Genomic DNA, 17251 nt, shown 5'->3' on the forward strand with positions numbered 1-17251 from the left:
GTCCCGACTGCGTAACGACTTTCAGACCATGTTGAGGAGCAACCCGATGAAACTATCCCGTCCCCTGCTGATGGCGACCGCCGTCATAGCCCTTGCCGCCTGTTCCAAGAAGCCGCCGCAGGAACTGCCGCCTGCCCCCGGCGGCGACGGTTCGGCCCAGACCGGCGGACCGGCGACGCCTTCGGGCCCGGTCAAGGGCAGCCAGGAGGATTTCGTGGCTTCCGTCTCGTCGGACCGCATCCTGTTCGACACCGACCAATATGATGTCGACGCGCAGGATCAGCAGATACTGCAGAGCCAGGCCGCCTGGCTGCAACAGAACCCCAATGTCCGCGTGACCATAGAGGGTCATGCCGACGAGCGCGGCACCCGCGACTATAATATCGCCTTGGGCGAGCGCCGCGCCAATGCGGCGAAGAACTATCTCGCGTCGCTGGGCATCGACGCCGGCCGCATCACCACCGTCAGCTATGGCAAGGAACGCCCCGCCGCCCTGGGTTCGGACGAAGCGGCCTGGGCGCAGAACCGCCGCGCGGTGACGGTCACCGTCCAATATTGATCCCGTGAAGCATTGGAGTCTCAACAGCTCCATGACCCGCCGGTCCCCAGGATCGGCGGGTGTTCTTTTCCCCGTCTGAATGGCAGCCAGTTCCCGCGCAGGAGCATGTTGCGCCCTGATCTGGTCAAACCAGCTTACGACCAGCCACCGCCGAGAGCGAGGAAGATGGCGATCTGGTCCTGCACCAACTGCACCCGCGCCGCCGCCGCCGAAGCCTCCGCATTGGCGAGCGAGCGTTGCGCGTCCAGCAGGGACAGGAAATCGCCGCGCCCGAAGCGGAACAGCTTGCCCGCCTGCGCCGCCGAAACGCCTGCGCTATCCCGCGCCCGGTCGAGCGCGGCCGTCTGCTCGGCATGGCGGCGGTAGCTTTCCAGCGCCGTTTCCGTCTGCCGCAAAGCCTCCAGCACAGTTCCGTCGAAACGGGCGAGATCGGCCTGTACCTGCGCATCGGCCTGCGCGATCCGCGCCCTGACGACAGGCCGGTTGGGGAAGCTCCAGCTCAGCAGCGGGCCCAGGCTCATGCCGAAGCTGGTGCCCGAACCGAAGCTTTTGAGCGGTCCGGCGAGCCCCAGCGACCCGCCGATGCTGACCTGCGGATAGAGGTCCGCGGTCGCCACCCCGACGCGGGCGGTGTCGGCGGCGATGCTGCGTTCCGCCTGTCGGATGTCGGGCCGCCGCCGGATCAGCGCCGCGCCGTCGCCCACGGGCATGGGTGCGTTCAGCGCCGGCAGCGTCGCGCAGCCCTCCACTTCCCTGGGATAATCCGCGGGCGATCGCCCCAGCAGCGTCGCCAGCAGATAGAGTCCGCTCTGCCGCTGTGCATCGAAGGCGGGAAGGCTCGCCTCGCTGGCGTCGACCGCCGCCTGCGCCCGGCTGACGTCGAAGGCGGTGCCGCGGCCGCCCCTGAACAGCCGCTGGGTGGCGTTGAGCGTCTCCCGCTGAAGCGCGACGACGCGCCGGTTGACGGTCAGCGAATAATTGGCGGCGCAGACCTGCGCATAGGCCCTGGCCGTGGCGGCCGCCACGCTGACCCGTACATAGTCGCGCGCCGCCACGACCGTTTCCAGGTCGGCGGTGCTCGCCTCTATCGCGCGCCTGATCCGGCCGTTGAGGTCGAGCGGATAGGAGGCGGCAAGGCCCAGATCATAGCCGACCACGCCCGGCAGGCTCTCCGCCGTGCCGGAGGGCCGGGCAAGCGTCCCGCCGCCGCTGACCGTGGTGCCGACGGTGCGCCCGGCCTCCGCCTCGCGCAGCACCGCCTCCGCCGCGGTCAGGTTCGCATCCGCCACGCGCAGGTCGGTGTTGGCGGCGAGCGCCTGTTCGACCAGCGCATCCAGCCGGGGATCGTTATAGAGCCGCCACCAATGATCGGGCAGTTCGGCATTGCTGAAGCTGGGGTCCTGCGCCGACAGGAAAGCGCCCTGCGCGGCGGGGGCGGTTGCGGCGGACTTTTCCGGCGGGCGATAGTCAGGGCCCGCGGTGGCGCAGGCGGCCAGCGCCAAGGCCAGAAAGGGCGTCCATATCTTCGCCCCACATCCGCTCCCTTCGGGTGAAGGCTGTCGGCTTCCCAAGAAAGAAAAGGGCTTCGACAAGCTCAGCCCGAACGGCGAGAAGGTGTCGGGAGCCGCGACATTATGCATGGCGGCACACCCCCGGCTTCGAGTCCTTCCGCGCCGGTTCGATCGTCACCGTGGCCGTGCGCCCGGCGATCAGCTTCACCTCCGGCGGTACCCGCGTCAGCTTCACCCGTACCGGGATGCGCTGGGCCAGGCGGACCCAGGAGAAGGTCGGCTCGACGGTCGGCAGCAGATTGCCCGAATCCGAACGGCTGCTGTCGTTGATGCCGTAGGCGATGCTGTCGACCCGCCCGTAGAGGTCCTGCGCCTCGCCCATCAGCCGCACCGTCACCGGCGCGCCGATGCAGACCAGCGGCAGCTTGGTTTCCTCGAAATAGCCTTCGATGCGCAGGCTGTCGCGGTCGACCAGCGCCATGGCCTGCTGCCCCGCAGCGACGAAATCGCCCGGATGCAGGTCGAGGTTCGTGACCACGCCGTTGACCGAGGCGACCACCCGCGTTCGCCTGAGGTTGAGGGCGGCGGCATCGCGCGCGCTCATCGCTTCGGCCAGCGCAGCCTCCGCCGTCGCGACGCGCGCGACATTCTGTTCATGCGCCTCCTTCGCCACCAGCTCGCCCAGCGCGACGTCGCGGGTCGCCTCCCGCCGCGCCTGACCGAGTGTGGCCCGGGCGCTGGCGATCTGCGCCTCCGCCTGCTCCAGCGCCAGCGCATAGCGCGGCCGGTCGATCACGAACAGCAGGTCGCCCGCCCTGACCGCCTGGTTGTCATGCACGGCGACGGAGGTGACGAGCCCGCCAATGTCCGGCGTCACCCGCACCACATCGGCGCGCACCCGCCCGTCGCGGGTCCAGGGGCTGCGCTCATAATGGTTCCACATCCATATCGCCACCAGCACGGCGGCGATGACGATGACGATGGTGGCGGCGCTCCTGATCAGGGCAGGGGGGATCAGCGTGGCGGCAAAACGGTTCATAGGCGGATTCCAAGGGTGGGAACGAGGAGGGCGAGCGCGCCCAGCACCAGCACGAAGATGCTGAGGTCGACCGCCGCGCGATAGGCGAGGAAACGATAGAGACCGAAAGCGCCGATCAGCCGGGTGACGCCCCAACTCAGGATCAGCGCCACCAGCGCGAGCAACAACAGGGTCGGCACATAGACGCCGCCCAGGGCGATTTCTCCGGTCATGCGGCCACTCTCCGATAGCCTTCGCTTTCAGGGAACAGGTTGCGGCGCAGGCTGACCAGCGCGAGTATGGCCTCCCGCCGGATCACCGCGCTGGGATTGCGCGACAGGTCGCTGATCGCATGGTCGATGTCGGTGAGCAGGGCGGGCTTCGCGGGCGCGGGCGCATCCGGGTCCAGCCCGCGATAATGCGCGCTGACGCCCGTCAGCACATCGGCCAGCGGCGCCGCTTCATCGGCGGGCAGGTCGAGCCGCAATTGCCGCAATTCGCCAATGGCGACGCCGGTCCGCAGGTCGCGCAGCGCGTCGTAGAGCGGCCGCCCGCTGTCGGACCGCACCGCCGCCAGACGCGGCGCCAACAGGGCGATGCGGTCCAGCATCCGGTTGATCCAGCCGCGCAGATCGGGCGGCGTCATCAACGTGGCGCGGTTGGCAATGTCGTTCCAGCCCGCGCGCACGGTGCGCCGGATCGCCCGCTCCACCCCCGCCGACTGCAACAGCCCGGCCATGATGATCGCGAACCAGATGCCCACCAGCTGCGCCACGGTGCCGTTGGCGTAGCTGGCAAAGGCGCTGACATAGCGATCCGACAGCAGCACCGGGCTGCCCAGCCCCAGCAGCGTCGGCAGGGCGATGCCCATCCAGCGCGGCGACGCCATCATCGTGCCGAGCAACAGCAGCATCGGGGCATAGGCGGCCGCCAGCATGGCGAAGCCGTCGAGGCGGGGCATGATCGCATAGCCATAGACCGCGCCGAGCAGCGAAGCGGCGATGGTGCCGATCATGAAGCCCTTGAGCGGCGCCAGCGGATTGTCCGACGCCGCGAACAGGGAAAGGAACACGCCCGCCAGCATCACCGCGCTGCCGCCGTCCTTCCAGCCGCTGCCGATCCACAATGCGCAGCCCACGGCCACGGTGACGAAGGCGCCGAGGGCCCCGCGCGCCGCCCCGGCATAATCCCTGTGCAGTTCGCGGTTGCGCCGCCCCTCCAGCAACTCACCGACGCGGGGGCTGACGGCTTCCCGCCTGTGCGTCACCATTTGGTCGTAAAGGTCGCGGCAGTCGCGATGCGCCGCGATCAGGGCGGCCAGCCGGGCGAACAGGCTGAGGCGCATCATGTCCGCCCACCCCATCTCCGCCCGCGCCGCAGGCTCCAGAGCGGCGCAGCGGGCGATCAGGGCATCCGCCGCCGCGGTGCGAAGGATGATGTCGTCGCCGGGGTTGACGATCCAGGCGCGGACATCCGCGATCAGTTCTTCGACCTCCCGCGGCACCTTTCCGCCGCTCGCCGCCTTCAGCATGGCCAACCGGTCCTCCACGGCCGCGCCCAGGGGCAGCAGCAGCGAAAGCTGGTCCTGCATCGCGCGCACCGTGCGCACGCGAGGCGCGAGGCGGCTGATGTCGAAGGGCAGATGCACCGACATCTGGTGCAGTTCGGTGATGTCCTGCGCCAGACGGCGACGTTCCTGCGCCAGCCCCTCCACCGGCTCCAACGCGATGGCGTCATGCGACCAGCGTTCCGCATCGCGCAGCATCGCCTCCACCCGCGCCAGCAGCAGGTTGGTGATGGAGCCGGGGAAGACGACGCCGTGGACCAGGCTGCCGCACATGATGCCGATGGTGATTTCCTGCACGCGCAGCGTCGCCACGGTGAAGATGGTCTGCGGCGTGTCGACGTCGGGGAAGACGATGAGGCAGGCGCTATAGCCCGCCAGCACGAACATATAGGATCGCGGCGTGCGGTCGAGCAGGGAGACGAAGACGCACAGGGCCAGCCAAAGCGCCATGGCGAGCGACAGCAGTTCCGGCGCATTGACCAGCGGCGGCACGATGGCGACGGAGAAGATCGCGCCGGTCAGCGTGCCGATGACGCGGAACACCGCCTTGGAAATCACCGCCCCGGCCAGCGGCTGGGCGACGATATAGCTGGTCAGGAAGGCCCAATAGGGCCGCTCCAGCCCGATGCTGAGCGCGACATAGAGCGCCAGCATCGCCGCCGCGAAGCATTTCAGGGAAAAGAGCGCGGCAGGCCAGCCGATGCGCTCTCCAAGGGCGTTCATATCAGCGCTCGCATGTCGGGCCATTCATGGCGGGCCGTCCCGTTACGACTGACCCCGCCGCTCGGCCATGCGCCGCTCCAGCAGGTTCAGCAGGTTGACAATGATCTCGATCGCGGCATCGGGCACGCCGTCGAGCAATTCGCGCCGAAGATTCTCCAGCCTGGCCTCTATCCGGCCCACCAGCTCCTGCCCCTCCGGCGTGAAGGCGACTCGATTCGACCGCCGATCATCGGGATTGGGTACGCGCTCCACAAGCCCCGCCGCCTGCAGCTGGTCCAGGGTCCGGACCAGCGAAGGCTGGGCGATGCCCAGTTCCTCCGCCAGATCCGCCTGCCGGACGTCGGGGCCCAGTCGGTCGAGATAGATGAGGCACCAGCCCGCGCTGTTCGAGACGCCGAATTCCGCCAGCGCCAGATCGGCCAGTTGCCGCCACTGGCGCGCCACCTGCGGCATTTTATGCGCGAGGGCGCGCTTCAACTCCGATCGGGACATTTTTCTTAGATAGCTAACTAATGTCCTGCGTCAAGGGATTTTCGTTTCTCTCCATCGCGGGATGGGAGCAGAAGCAGCCTTGGGCGGGTGGAGTTAAAAGGGGCCCCGATCTGCCGCGCCCGCGAGCGGTCCCCCACGTTGCGCATAGGGGAAGTTTTTGGCGCGGCACGAAAAAGGGCCGGAAACTCGCGTTTCCGGCCCTTTTTCCGCCCTGCTGGAACCCTCAGGCCCGGCGCGTCCCCGAAAAGCCCGCCGTGCCGAACGCGCCAAGCTGCATCGTCCCGGTGATGGCATCGCCATTCACCTCCGCCTCGCATTCCAGCGTCATCGGCATCGGCAGCGTCATGTTCATCTTCCAGCGCAGCTTGTTGCCGTCCACCTTGCCCTCGGCCACGTCGAGCGAACCCATCATGCCCGCGAAGGTGCCATGAAAGCCATCGCCCGAGCTGATGACCGTCAGCACGCCATTCTGGTCGCCCATCGGCGTTTTCGCGACGCAGTCATAGGCGCCATCCACTGCTGCCATAGCACTTCTCCTTTACGTAACCGTCAATCGGCCAATGTGCCCATTTCCACCGGAAGGCCGACGACGTCAAGCTGCGGTTTCACCAGTTTCGCGTCGCCCACGACCACCCAGATCAGCCGGTCGGGATTGATCGCATCCCGCGCCGCCTTGTCGAGATCGGCAGCCGTCATCGCGCGGTACACGCCCGGTAGCGTCTCATAATAATCGTCCGGCCGCCCGAGCATCCGGTTGCGCATCATCGCGCCGAGCAGGTCGGACGAGGTTTCGAAACTGCCCGGCAGCGACAGGATCTGGCTGTTGATCGTCTGGTTGCGTTCCGCCTCCGTCGTGCCCTTGGCGGTCAGGAAGTCGCTGATGTCCTTCCGCGCGGCGACGATGGACTCCCCGGTCTTATCGGTCTGGACCGGGGCATAGACCAGCAGCGGGATCGTCTCCTTGACGCCGGGCAGCGCGCTGCCCGCATAATAGGCCCAGCCCTTGGTCTCTCGCAGGTCCATGATCAGGCGGGAGGTCGAGCTGCCGCCCAGCACCTCATTGGCGGTCAGCAGCGTCACCGGATTGTCCGTGCCCGCCTTGTTGGTGAGCAGCCCGGCGAGGATCATCGACTGCGGGCTTTGCGGCTTGTCGACCAGGATGATGCGCGAAGGGCGCATCATGCGGTCCATGCGGAACAGCTTGGCGCCCTTGGCCGCCTTGGGCGCCTTCCAGTCCCCGAAGCGCTTTTCCAGCAGCGGCATCACGTCGGCCAGCGTGGTGTCGCCGGTGACGAAGATCGTCGCATTGTCGGGCCGCATCCATTTGTCGTGGAAGGCGACGAGATCGGCCCGCGTCACCGCCTTGACGCCGCTTTCCGTGCCCGATCCGGTGAAGGGAATGCCGTAGGGATGCGCCTGCCCATAGAGAAGCGGCGGCAGCAGGCGTTGCGCGATCGGCATGGGTTCGGTCTTTTCCGCCGCGATCCGGGTCAGCACCTGGCCGCGCAGGCGTTCGACCTCCGCCGGCGCGAAGGCCGGGTTGCGGATCACGTCCGCCAGCAGGCCCAGCGAGGCGTCCAGATTGGGCTTGAGCGCATAGAGGCCGACATTGGTCGCGTCCATGCCATTGCCCGCGCTGATCGAGGCGCCCAGCCGTTCCTGCTCCTCCGCGATCTGCACGGAGCTGCGCGTCGTCGTGCCTTCGTCCAGCAGCGCCGTGGTCAGGCCCGCCGTGCCCAGCTTCGCCTTGTCGTCGGCCGCATTGCCCGCATCGAAGGACACCGACACCCGCACCACCGGCACCGTTGCTCGGCGCGCGAAGACGATGGGAATGCCGTTCTTGAGCGTCGCATGCTCGACCGCCGGGAATTCCAGGTCCTTGACCGGCTCGATCCCCGGCTCAGCGATTTTTGTGGGCGGCGGCGGGGTCGCCGCGACCGGCGCGGGCTTCTTGGGATCGCGGAAATAGGCCGGATGATGGGTCGCGTTGCCTGCCAGCGCATTGTCCTCGGCCGACCGCTCGCCGGGGGCCACGGTCAGGCGGAACACCGGGCGGGACAACCATTTGCGCGCCGCTTCGCTCACCGATTGGGGCGTCGCGGCGGCGGCGGCGGCCAGATCCTTCTTATATTTGGCCGGATCGCCCGAATAGACGGCGCCCTCGGCCAGCGTCACCGCCTTGCCGCTGAAGCCGCCGACCTTCTCCAGCCCGCCGATGGTGCCCGAAAGCTGCTGCGTCGCGGCGCGCTGCACCTCGTCCGCCGTCGGCCCCTTGGCGAGATAGTCGGCCAGAAGCTGGTCGAGCCGCTTGCCCACCGCCGCCGGGTCCTGTCCCGGCTTCACGTCCACGGTGATCTCCGCGATGGAGAGCTTCTCGAAGGGCTGGATGCTGGCCTTCACGCCCACGGCGACCTTCTCGTCCCGCACGAGGATATTGTCGAGCCGCGAGGATTTGAGGCCGCCGAACACAGCCATCGCCAGGTTGAGCGGCGTCAGATCGTCCGAATTCACCCCCGGCACGATCCAGTTGCGATAGAGCCGGGTGGCGGCGACATTGTCGTGCATCACCTTCTCGACATCCTTGTCGAGCGTCGGGACGGCCGCATCCACATCCCTGGGCGCGGGACCGGCGGGGATATTGCCGAACCACTTCTCGACCTTGGCCTTCGCCGTCGGCACGTCGATGTCGCCCGCCAGCACCAGCACGGCGTTGTTCGGACCATAATGGGTCTTGAACCATGTCTGCACATCGGCAAGGCTGGCGGCGTTCAGGTCCGCCATCGAACCGATGGTGGAGTGGCGGTAGGGATGCCCCTCCGGCAGCATGGCGGCGAGCTGCGCATATTCGACCAGCCCATAGGGCTCATTCTCGCCCATGCGCTTTTCATTCTGCACGACGCCGCGCTGGGTATCGAGCTTGGTCTGGGTGACGGCGCCCAGCAGATGGCCCATGCGGTCGGATTCCAGGAACAGCGCCCGGTCCAGCGCGCCGGTCGGCACCGTCTCGAAATAATTGGTGCGGTCGAACCAGGTCGTGCCGTTCCAGTCGGTGGCGCCGATGTCCTCCAGCCGCCCGAAGAAAGGCCCGTCGGCATTTTCGGAGCCGTAGAACATCAGATGTTCGAACAGATGGGCGAAGCCGGTCTTGCCCGCCGGTTCGAAGCGCGAGCCGACATGATACCAGATGGACACGCCCACGACCGGCGCCTTGCGGTCGGTATGGACGATGACGCGCAGCCCGTTCTTCAGCGTGAACTGCTCATAGGGAATGTTCACCGCCGCGACCAGGCTGGAAAGCGGCGCGGGCGCGCTCGCCGCCTGGGACGCCGGAGCAGCCGCCGCCTGCATCATGGGCACGAACGCGAGCGAGGACAGGCCGAGCATCAGGGCCATCCGGCGGGAAATGGGGGAGAAGGTCATCGGCGCCTCATGATGGTCAGTGGATCGGCGGGCAGCATAGCGGGGCGTTTTAGCTGTGCAATACGCATGTGGGAGAGGCGCCTCATCCTCCGGCAAGGGCGAGAGGCCGCTGGACAGACGAAACCAGCGCGCTAGGTTTCCCTTCCAACCATAAACAGAGGTTTTCGCACCCGATGCGCCTTCGGTCCTTCGCCTTCGCTTCCACCTTCGCCCTTGCCCTCGCCACCCCCGGAACCGCACCCGCCGGAACCGCACCCGCCGAAACCGCGCCCGCCATCAGTGCGGAGGGCATTCGGGCCGACATCGGCTTCCTGGCCGACGACCTGCTGGAGGGGCGCGACGCGGGCACGCGCGGCTATGACATCGCCGCCCGCTATGTCGCCGCGCGGTTCGAGACACTGGGTCTGCGGCAGGCGGTTGCCGACAGCTGGTATCAGCCCGTGACGCTTGCCGTGGCGCGGCTCGACAAGGGGGCCGCCCCGTCGATGGACATCGGCGGCAGGCGCTTCGCCAATGGCGACGATGTCGCTGTCGGCGCCTTCGGCCGGGAGCCGCGGCAAAGCATCGAGGCGCAGGCGGTGTTCGTCGGCTATGGCCTGAAATCCGGGCGCGAGAAGATCGACGACTATGCCGGTCTCGACCTGCGCGGCAAGTTCGCGGTGGCGCTGTCCGGCTCGCCCGTCGGCATGCCGAGCGAGATCGGCGCGCACCTGGCCGCCGAAAAGGCGCTGGCGGCGCAGCAGGCCGGGGCCATCGGCCTCATCACCATTCCCACCACCGGCTATCTGCGCCGCACCCCCTGGGAGAAGCTGCGCGACCGGGCGCAGCATCCGACGGTGAGCTGGCTGGAAAAAGACGGCCAGCCCTATGTCCGCACTCCCGGGATCCGCGGCACCGGCACAGTGACCGGCGCCGCCGCCGACGCGCTGCTCGCCGGATCGGGCAGGAGCCTGGCCGCGATCCGTGCCGAGGCGGAGAAGAAGGGCGTCCGCCCCAAGGGCTTCGCGCTGAAGCCCGGCATCCGCATCGACCGCGCCAGCACCGTCGAGACCGCGCCCAGCCGCAATGTGCTGGCGGTGCTGCCCGGTTCCGACCCGGCACTGGCCCGGGAATATGTGCTGCTGATGGCGCATCTCGACCATCTGGGGGTCAAGGAAGACGGCAAGGGGCCGGACAGGGTCTATAATGGCGCGATGGACAATGCGTCGGGCGTGGCGACCCTGCTGGCGGTGGCCAAGGCCTTTGCGGAGAGCGGGGAGCGGCCGAAACGCTCCATCCTGTTCGCGGCGGTGACGGCGGAGGAAGACGGGCTGCTGGGGTCGCAATATCTGGCGCGGAACCCCGTCCTGCCGGCGGGGGGCAAGCTGGTCGGCGTGGTCAATCTCGACATGCCGATCCTGACCTATGATTTTCAGGACGTGATCGCCTTCGGCGCCGATCATTCGACCCTGGGGCCGATTGTCGAGAAAGCGGCGAAGGCCGAGGGCGTTTCGCTCTCGCCCGATCCCCTGCCGGCCGAAGGGCTGTTCACCCGGTCCGACCATTATCGCTTCGTGCAGGAGGGGGTGCCGGCGGTGTTCCTGATGACCGGTTTCGCCGGGCCGGGCAAAGAGGCGTTCGAACATTTCCTCAAGACCGACTATCACCAGCTTTCCGACCAGATGAGCCTGCCCTTCAACTGGGGCGCCGCGGCCAAGTTCGCCAAGGTGAACTATGCCATCGCGCGGGAGATCGCGGACGAGCCGCAGGCGCCGCTCTGGTACAAGGGGGATTTCTTCGGGGACGCCTTTGCCCCGGAGGCGCCAAAAGCGGTGAAGCGATAGGGAACATGTGTTCCCCGCCCGAGGTTTAACGCAGCGTGCTCCCGCGACCCGAAGGTCGGCCTGAGCCAATGCAGGAGTCCAGTTCTGACGGCGGGACCGGCTTCTCGCCTTCATAAGGAACACGGTGCGCCAGGACGTAAGGATATTTGCGTAGAGCCTCTTGTGTTGCTTTTATGCAACATTACATCGTGACGAGCTTCACGAAGGGGAACATGATGAACCTCGAAAAATTCACTGACCGCGCCAAAGGCTTCCTCCAGTCGGCGCAGACTGTCGCGATCCGGATGAGCCATCAGCGCATCGGCCCGGAGCATCTGCTGAAGGCGTTGCTGGAGGACCAGCAGGGCATGGCCTCCGGCCTGATCAAGGCAGCGGGCGGCGACGCCGGCGTGGCGCTGCGCGAAACCGACGCAGCGCTGGCCAAGGTGCCTGCCGTATCCGGCAGCGGCGCGCAGCAGACCCCCGGCCTGGACAATGATGCCGTGCGCGTTCTGGACAGTGCCGAACAGATCGCGACCAAGGCGGGGGACAGCTTCGTCACCGTCGAGCGGCTGTTGCTGGCCCTCACCCTCGCCACCACCACGGCGGCCGGCAAGGCTTTGGCGGCGGCTGGTGTGAAGGCGGAGGCGCTGAATGCCGCGATCAACAATCTGCGCGGGGGGCGCACCGCCGACACGGCGGGCGCGGAGGATCGCTACGACGCGCTCAAGAAATTCGCCCGCGACCTGACCGAAGCGGCGCGCGAGGGCAAGCTGGACCCCGTGATCGGCCGTGACGAGGAAATCCGGCGGACAATCCAGATCCTGGCCCGCCGCACCAAGAACAATCCCGTCCTCATCGGCGATCCCGGCGTCGGCAAGACCGCCATTGCCGAGGGGCTGGCGCTGCGCATCGCCAATGGCGACGTGCCCGATACGCTGAAGGACCGCACGCTGATGGCGCTCGACATGGGGAGCCTGATCGCGGGCGCCAAATATCGCGGCGAGTTCGAGGAGCGGCTGAAAGGCGTGCTGGACGAGGTGAAGGGCGCGGAAGGCCAGATCGTCCTCTTCATCGACGAGATGCACACGCTGATCGGCGCGGGCAAGTCCGAGGGTGCGATGGACGCGGGCAATTTGTTGAAGCCTGCCCTGGCGCGCGGCGAACTGCACTGCATCGGCGCGACCACGCTCGACGAATATCGCAAATATGTCGAGAAGGACCCGGCGTTGCAGCGGCGGTTCCAGCCTGTCTTCGTGGGCGAGCCGACGGTGGAGGACACCATCTCCATCCTGCGGGGCCTGAAGGAGAAATACGAACTCCACCATGGCGTGCGGATCACCGACGGCGCGATCGTGTCGGCGGCGACTCTCTCCAACCGCTACATCACCGACCGTTTCCTGCCGGACAAGGCCATCGACCTGATGGACGAGGCGGCTTCGCGGCTGCGCATGGAGGTGGAGAGCAAGCCGGAGGAGATCGAGACGCTCGACCGGCGGATCATCCAGCTCAAGATCGAGCGGGAGGCGCTGAAGAAGGAGACGGACAAGGCTTCGCAGGATCGCTTGGCGGCGCTGGAAGAAGACCTAGCCAATCTGGAGCAGCAGTCGGCCGAACTCACCCAGCGCTGGCAGGCGGAGAAGGACAAGATCGCAGGCGAAAGCAAGCTGAAGGAGCAGTTGGACGCTGCCCGCGTCGAACTGGACCAGGCGCAGCGCGCGGGCGACCTCGCCAAGGCGGGCGAGCTGGCCTATGGCCGCATTCCGGAGCTGGAGCGCAAGCTGGCCGAGGCCCAGAACGTCACGCAGGGCGCGATGCTGCGCGAGGAAGTGACGAGCGAGGACATCGCTTCGGTAGTCAGCCGCTGGACCGGCATCCCCGTCGACAGGATGATGGAGGGCGAGCGCGAGAAGCTGCTCGCCATGGAAGAGGAACTGGGCAAGCGCGTCATCGGCCAGGCCGATGCGGTCAAGGCCGTGTCGACCGCGGTGCGCCGTTCGCGGGCGGGTTTGCAGGACCCGAACCGGCCGCTGGGATCGTTCCTGTTCCTGGGGCCCACGGGCGTGGGCAAGACGGAGCTGACCAAGGCGCTCGCCGGATTCCTGTTCGACGACGACAGCGCGATGGTGCGCATCGACATGAGCGAGTTCATGGAGAAGCACTCGGTCGCCCGGCTGATCGGCGCGCCGCCGGGTTATGTCGGCTATGAGGAAGGCGGCGTGCTGACCGAAGCCGTGCGTCGCCGGCCCTATCAGGTCGTGCTGTTCGATGAGGTGGAGAAGGCGCATGGCGATGTGTTCAACGTGCTTCTCCAGGTGCTGGACGATGGCCGCCTGACCGATGGGCAGGGCCGGACGGTGGACTTCACCAATACGATCATCGTGCTGACGTCGAACCTGGGCAGCCAGTTCATCGCTTCGCTCACGGATGACGAGCCGGTCGAGAAGGTCGAGGATCAGGTGATGGACATCGTCCGCGCGCATTTCCGGCCGGAATTCCTGAACCGGCTGGACGAGGTGATCCTGTTCCACCGCCTGGGCGCCGCCCACATGGCGCCGATCGTGGACATCCAGGTGGCGCGGATCGGCAAGCTGCTGAAGGACCGGAAGGTGAAACTCGACCTGACCGACGGCGCACGGGCATGGCTGGGCCGGGTGGGTTATGATCCGGTCTATGGCGCAAGGCCGCTGAAGCGCGCGGTGCAGCGCTATCTGCAGGACCCGCTGGCCGACCTGATCCTGCGCGGCGAAGTGCCGGACGGCGCGACCGTGAGGGTGGATGAAGGGGATGGGGCGTTGAGGTTGAGTGTGGGCTGACCTTCGGAACGCCGGCACCGTAACGCAGTCGCTATCGGGATAGTGGTCCCGACATGAAAAAGGGCGGCTTCCGTCGGGAAGCCGCCCTCATCATTTCCAGTCTAGGCCGGTTTAGAAATCGACCTTCGCGCCGACGCGGAAGTACCGGCCGATGAACAGACGATCCGCCCAGGCGGGGTTGAACTGATAGATGGCGTAGCCCGCGTTCACATCGAGCGGCGGCCGATCGTTCAGCACGTTGAGCATGTCGGCGTACAGGGTGAATCTGTCGGCAACCTTGACCTCGGTGTGAGCATCCAGGTTGAACGTCGCCTTCACGTGGCACTGCACCGGATCGCCATTGTCGTAGACAATGAGCTGGCCGTCAGCGGCGCTCTGCGCGCAATCCTTGTAGGTGCCACCCGAGTCGGCTGCCGTCGGGGAATAGCCGGCGGTATAGCTGGCCGTCAGCGTGAAGCTGAACTTGTCGTTGAAGTCCAACGTGTTCTGCCAAGTCACGCGCCACTTCGGCGCACCCGAGCAGGACGTCCAGCCGCATGGACCCAGCGTGCCGTCAGCCCGCCAGATCGTGCCGTCGTCATTCTCCTGCTGCAACTTCATAAGGTAGGATGCGTTGGCGACGCTGCGCAGCGTAACGGTGTTGCCGATCGGCAGCTTGACGTCGGCCGACAGGTCGATGCCTTCACCCAGGAATGCGTTGGCATTGCGGAACGGAGCTTCGATGAAGCCCAGCAACGGCAGTGCGTTCGGATTCTGCGGGTCGGCCGCACCCGGGATCACGGTGATGCCCGGAATGTTCACAACACCGTTATTGGTATAATATTGCTCGTAGATTTCCGCCGATGCCGATGCCGGAACGATCAGATTCTTGATCTTGGTCCGCCAGTAATCGACCGTGAAAGTCATGTTCGACCGGGGCTGGAACACTGCGCCCAGCGTATAGGCCGTCGACTTCTCCGGCTTCAGGTTCGGGTTGCCCGCCGAAGTGAGGCCCGGCGAATAACCACCCGTGTAATAGGTGGGATTACTGGCATGCGCGGCGCAGAACGCCGCATAGGTCGGCTGCGAGCAGACGATCGTGGCAGCGGTATAGCCGGTGCCGGGCGCCTGGAACGATTCGTTGAAGTTCGGTGCACGGAAGCCCCGCGACCATGTGCCGCGCAGCTTCAGTTCCTTGATGGGCGTGAATTCGGCTTCGAACTTGGGCGAGAAGGCCTCCTGTCCAGTCGAATAATGTTCATAAGAACCAGAGGCCTTTACACGAACCGAGTCGAGGATCGGCGCTGCCACCTGATAGGAAGCCGACCAGATGTCGCGCTTGCCCTGAACTGCCACGGCGTTGATCGTATAGTAGCGCGCGTAGGGATTGGCATCGTCCGCCGGGTTAGAACTCGGGTTATTGAGCGATTCGTGGCGAAACTGTCCACCCACCGCGACGTTCAGCATTCCGCCCGGTAGTTCGAACACGTCCTTGGCCAGCGATCCCTGAATCTGGAACAGCTTCGAAGTGGACGTCTTGTGCTGTTCTGGGAACACTTGGTCGATTGCGGCTTGGCTGTTTGCCGTCGGATTAACGAAATTATAGGTTCCCTGCGCAATCGCATCCATCAGACCTTGCAGGTAGATGTAGTTGCGATTGGTGATATCCAGATTCACCTTCGATGCGGTCACGCCGAGATTATATTCCCAACCTTCACCGAAGGTACCGTGGGCGCCAAGCGCAGCACGATAAACCTTCGAATTGGTGTAGGTCTGGATACCGCGATCGGGCACGCCCAGCAGTTGGGCGACATTGCCTGACGCAGCGAACGGGTTATTCGGATTGAGAACGCCGTTGCTGGCGTTGCAACCCGAGGCGACGAGATCGCCGCTAATATTGCCGGTCGCCGGATTGGCGCCGACTACCGCCGTCCCCTGCGGGCAGACATAAGCTGGCAGGAAGATGCGGCTCACCGTCACGCGACGGCCGCCTGCAGCCGTCGAAGTAGCCCAACCACGCGGCGAACCTTCATTGAAGGTCGTCGTGTTGTAATAGTTGAACATGGCGAAAATTTCAGAGTCCCCAAGGACCTTCGTCGCACGCAGCGTGCCGCCCCGACGGGTGATCTCCGCATTATACATCTGATATTTGCCGACGACCGTGTCTTCCTGACAGACTACGCCATTGGCGGGCGCCGTCGACGTGAGCTGGTCCGGGGTCAGGGTGATCGAACCCAGGCCGTTACAGCCGTTCAGATATTGATAGCGGGCGTCGAGCGGCGTGGTGAGATTGGTCGGATCAAAGGGCCGCACCGCATTTGCCTGCGTCCCCTGGAAGCCGAGATAGCTGCCGTCATACTGGATGCCATTGCGGATCGCATTGGTAAGGCAGCCCTGCTCGGCGGTGCCGCAGATGCGGCTGAGGTCAGCCGTGTTGAACGGATAACCGCGCTGGTTCGAATAGAGCGAGTCATTATGCTGATATTCAGCGCTGACGTAGACGTTGAAGCCATCTTCGTCGATGTCGCCATAGCCGTAGCTGCCGCTGATGCGCTGCTCGCCGGCATCGCCGCGCTGCGAGATGCCCATCGAGCCGTTCAGGTGCAGGCCCTTGATCTCGCGCTTGGTGATCACGTTGACCACGCCGGCGATCGCGTCCGATCCATAGGTGGCGGAAGCGCCGTCGAGCAGCGTGTCGATATTGCCGATGATCGAGTTCGGGATGGTATTGATGTCGACGATGTTGCGTTGCGTGTCGTCGGCCAGCGGATAGACGGCAGTACGCATGCCGTCGAACAGGACGAGCGTGTAGGAATTGTTGAACCCGCGCAGCGAGGGCGCGCTCGCCCCCGTCGTGAAGCCGAAGGCCGACCAGCTAGGAGGAATGGTGCCGGCATTGTTGGCGGTCAACGTCTGAAGATATTCCGTCGCGGTGGGAATACCGCGCTTCTGGAGATCGTCGGCCGTGATCGAGACCACCGGCGACGCGGTTGCCGCCGCCGGATTGCGCGTGATGGACCCGGTAACGATGATGGTGTCTTCCGGCGCATTATCGCCTGACGCCTGAGGCGCCTGCGCAAATGCCGGTGCGGAAAACGCCAGCCCTGCAAAGGCCAACGCCTGCAATGCCGCGCTTCCGCGCAGCAGCGCATTCTTCGATGATTTGTTCACTATCCAGTCCCTTGCTCTGGAGTGATGATAGGCTGCAAGCCCACCGCCTGTTCCATTTCTTTCGACGTGTGAAGAGAGCGAAAGGAGCCCGACAGCAAACCCTCTTCACACGTGCTGCGGGATACTGTGCGCAGTCGTTTTATGGGTGTAAAGCAGGGCGGCCAGTGACAATTCGCATTTGAGCGGCACTGTA

Annotated in this window: 11 protein-coding genes; 3 read left to right on the forward strand and 8 right to left on the reverse strand. The window is 65.9% G+C overall.

Translation table 11 applies throughout. From position 1 onward, the window contains the following. The first annotated feature begins 46 nt into the window (after window positions 1-46). Window positions 47-559: a peptidoglycan-associated lipoprotein Pal gene (pal, locus tag A0J57_RS07455; RefSeq protein ID WP_044660423.1), complete on the forward strand. Its 513-nt coding sequence runs from the start codon at window positions 47-49 to the stop codon at window positions 557-559. A gap of 134 nt (window positions 560-693) precedes the next feature. On the opposite strand, the gene A0J57_RS07460 is transcribed toward pal, so the two are convergent. From A0J57_RS07460 to A0J57_RS07490, 7 genes are all read right to left on the reverse strand, one after another. Continuing rightward, the gene (locus A0J57_RS07460) at window positions 694-2067 is read right to left on the reverse strand and encodes an efflux transporter outer membrane subunit (protein WP_061935021.1); all 1374 of its coding nucleotides are present in this window, start codon (window positions 2065-2067) and stop codon (window positions 694-696) included. A gap of 124 nt (window positions 2068-2191) precedes the next feature. Next, window positions 2192-3109: an efflux RND transporter periplasmic adaptor subunit gene (locus tag A0J57_RS07465; RefSeq protein ID WP_061934864.1), complete on the reverse strand. Its 918-nt coding sequence runs from the start codon at window positions 3107-3109 to the stop codon at window positions 2192-2194. After that, entirely contained in the window at window positions 3106-3321 is a 216-nt protein-coding gene (locus A0J57_RS07470; RefSeq protein ID WP_025549801.1) for a DUF1656 domain-containing protein, read from the reverse strand. Before A0J57_RS07470 ends, A0J57_RS07465 begins: the two co-directional genes overlap by 4 nt. Further along, on the reverse strand, window positions 3318-5378 hold the full coding sequence (locus A0J57_RS07475; RefSeq protein ID WP_082718630.1) for an FUSC family protein: 2061 nt from the start codon (window positions 5376-5378) through the stop codon (window positions 3318-3320). The genes A0J57_RS07470 and A0J57_RS07475 overlap by 4 nt, the downstream gene beginning before the upstream one ends. Before the next feature lie 42 nt (window positions 5379-5420). Then, window positions 5421-5870 carry a MarR family winged helix-turn-helix transcriptional regulator gene (locus A0J57_RS07480; RefSeq protein ID WP_025549803.1) on the reverse strand — a complete coding sequence of 150 codons (450 nt, stop codon included), beginning with the start codon at window positions 5868-5870 and terminating at the stop codon, window positions 5421-5423. A gap of 223 nt (window positions 5871-6093) precedes the next feature. Beyond that, on the reverse strand, window positions 6094-6396 hold the full coding sequence (locus A0J57_RS07485; RefSeq protein WP_048576931.1) for a hypothetical protein: 303 nt from the start codon (window positions 6394-6396) through the stop codon (window positions 6094-6096). Between the two features lie 23 nt (window positions 6397-6419). Next, window positions 6420-9290, reverse strand: coding sequence for a pitrilysin family protein (locus A0J57_RS07490; protein WP_061934868.1), 2871 nt, complete (start codon window positions 9288-9290; stop codon window positions 6420-6422). A gap of 173 nt (window positions 9291-9463) precedes the next feature. On the opposite strand from A0J57_RS07490, the gene A0J57_RS07495 reads away from it, so the two are divergent. Both A0J57_RS07495 and clpB read left to right on the forward strand, forming a co-directional pair. Beyond that, window positions 9464-11113 carry a M28 family metallopeptidase gene (locus A0J57_RS07495; protein ID WP_061934871.1) on the forward strand — a complete coding sequence of 550 codons (1650 nt, stop codon included), beginning with the start codon at window positions 9464-9466 and terminating at the stop codon, window positions 11111-11113. A gap of 215 nt (window positions 11114-11328) precedes the next feature. After that, entirely contained in the window at window positions 11329-13908 is a 2580-nt protein-coding gene (clpB, locus tag A0J57_RS07500; RefSeq protein ID WP_061935023.1) for an ATP-dependent chaperone ClpB, read from the forward strand. A 111-nt stretch (window positions 13909-14019) separates the two neighbouring features. Here clpB and A0J57_RS07505 read toward each other — a convergent pair whose 3' ends face one another. After that, window positions 14020-17058: a TonB-dependent receptor gene (locus A0J57_RS07505; RefSeq protein WP_061934873.1), complete on the reverse strand. Its 3039-nt coding sequence runs from the start codon at window positions 17056-17058 to the stop codon at window positions 14020-14022. Window positions 17059-17251 lie beyond the last annotated feature (193 nt).

It is taken from the genome of Sphingobium sp. 22B, from assembly GCF_001580035.1.
Lineage (GTDB): Bacteria > Pseudomonadota > Alphaproteobacteria > Sphingomonadales > Sphingomonadaceae > Sphingobium > Sphingobium fuliginis.

Coding starts and splice junctions, on each gene's coding strand:
- pal (WP_044660423.1), top strand. CDS start 47: ATGAAACTATCCCGTCCCCTGCTGATGGCGACCGCCGTCATAGCCCTT.
- A0J57_RS07465 (WP_061934864.1), bottom strand. CDS start 3,109: ATGAACCGTTTTGCCGCCACGCTGATCCCCCCTGCCCTGATCAGGAGC.
- A0J57_RS07470 (WP_025549801.1), bottom strand. CDS start 3,321: ATGACCGGAGAAATCGCCCTGGGCGGCGTCTATGTGCCGACCCTGTTG.
- A0J57_RS07475 (WP_082718630.1), bottom strand. CDS start 5,378: ATGAACGCCCTTGGAGAGCGCATCGGCTGGCCTGCCGCGCTCTTTTCC.
- A0J57_RS07480 (WP_025549803.1), bottom strand. CDS start 5,870: ATGTCCCGATCGGAGTTGAAGCGCGCCCTCGCGCATAAAATGCCGCAG.
- A0J57_RS07485 (WP_048576931.1), bottom strand. CDS start 6,396: ATGGCAGCAGTGGATGGCGCCTATGACTGCGTCGCGAAAACGCCGATG.
- A0J57_RS07490 (WP_061934868.1), bottom strand. CDS start 9,290: ATGACCTTCTCCCCCATTTCCCGCCGGATGGCCCTGATGCTCGGCCTG.
- A0J57_RS07495 (WP_061934871.1), top strand. CDS start 9,464: ATGCGCCTTCGGTCCTTCGCCTTCGCTTCCACCTTCGCCCTTGCCCTC.
- clpB (WP_061935023.1), top strand. CDS start 11,329: ATGAACCTCGAAAAATTCACTGACCGCGCCAAAGGCTTCCTCCAGTCG.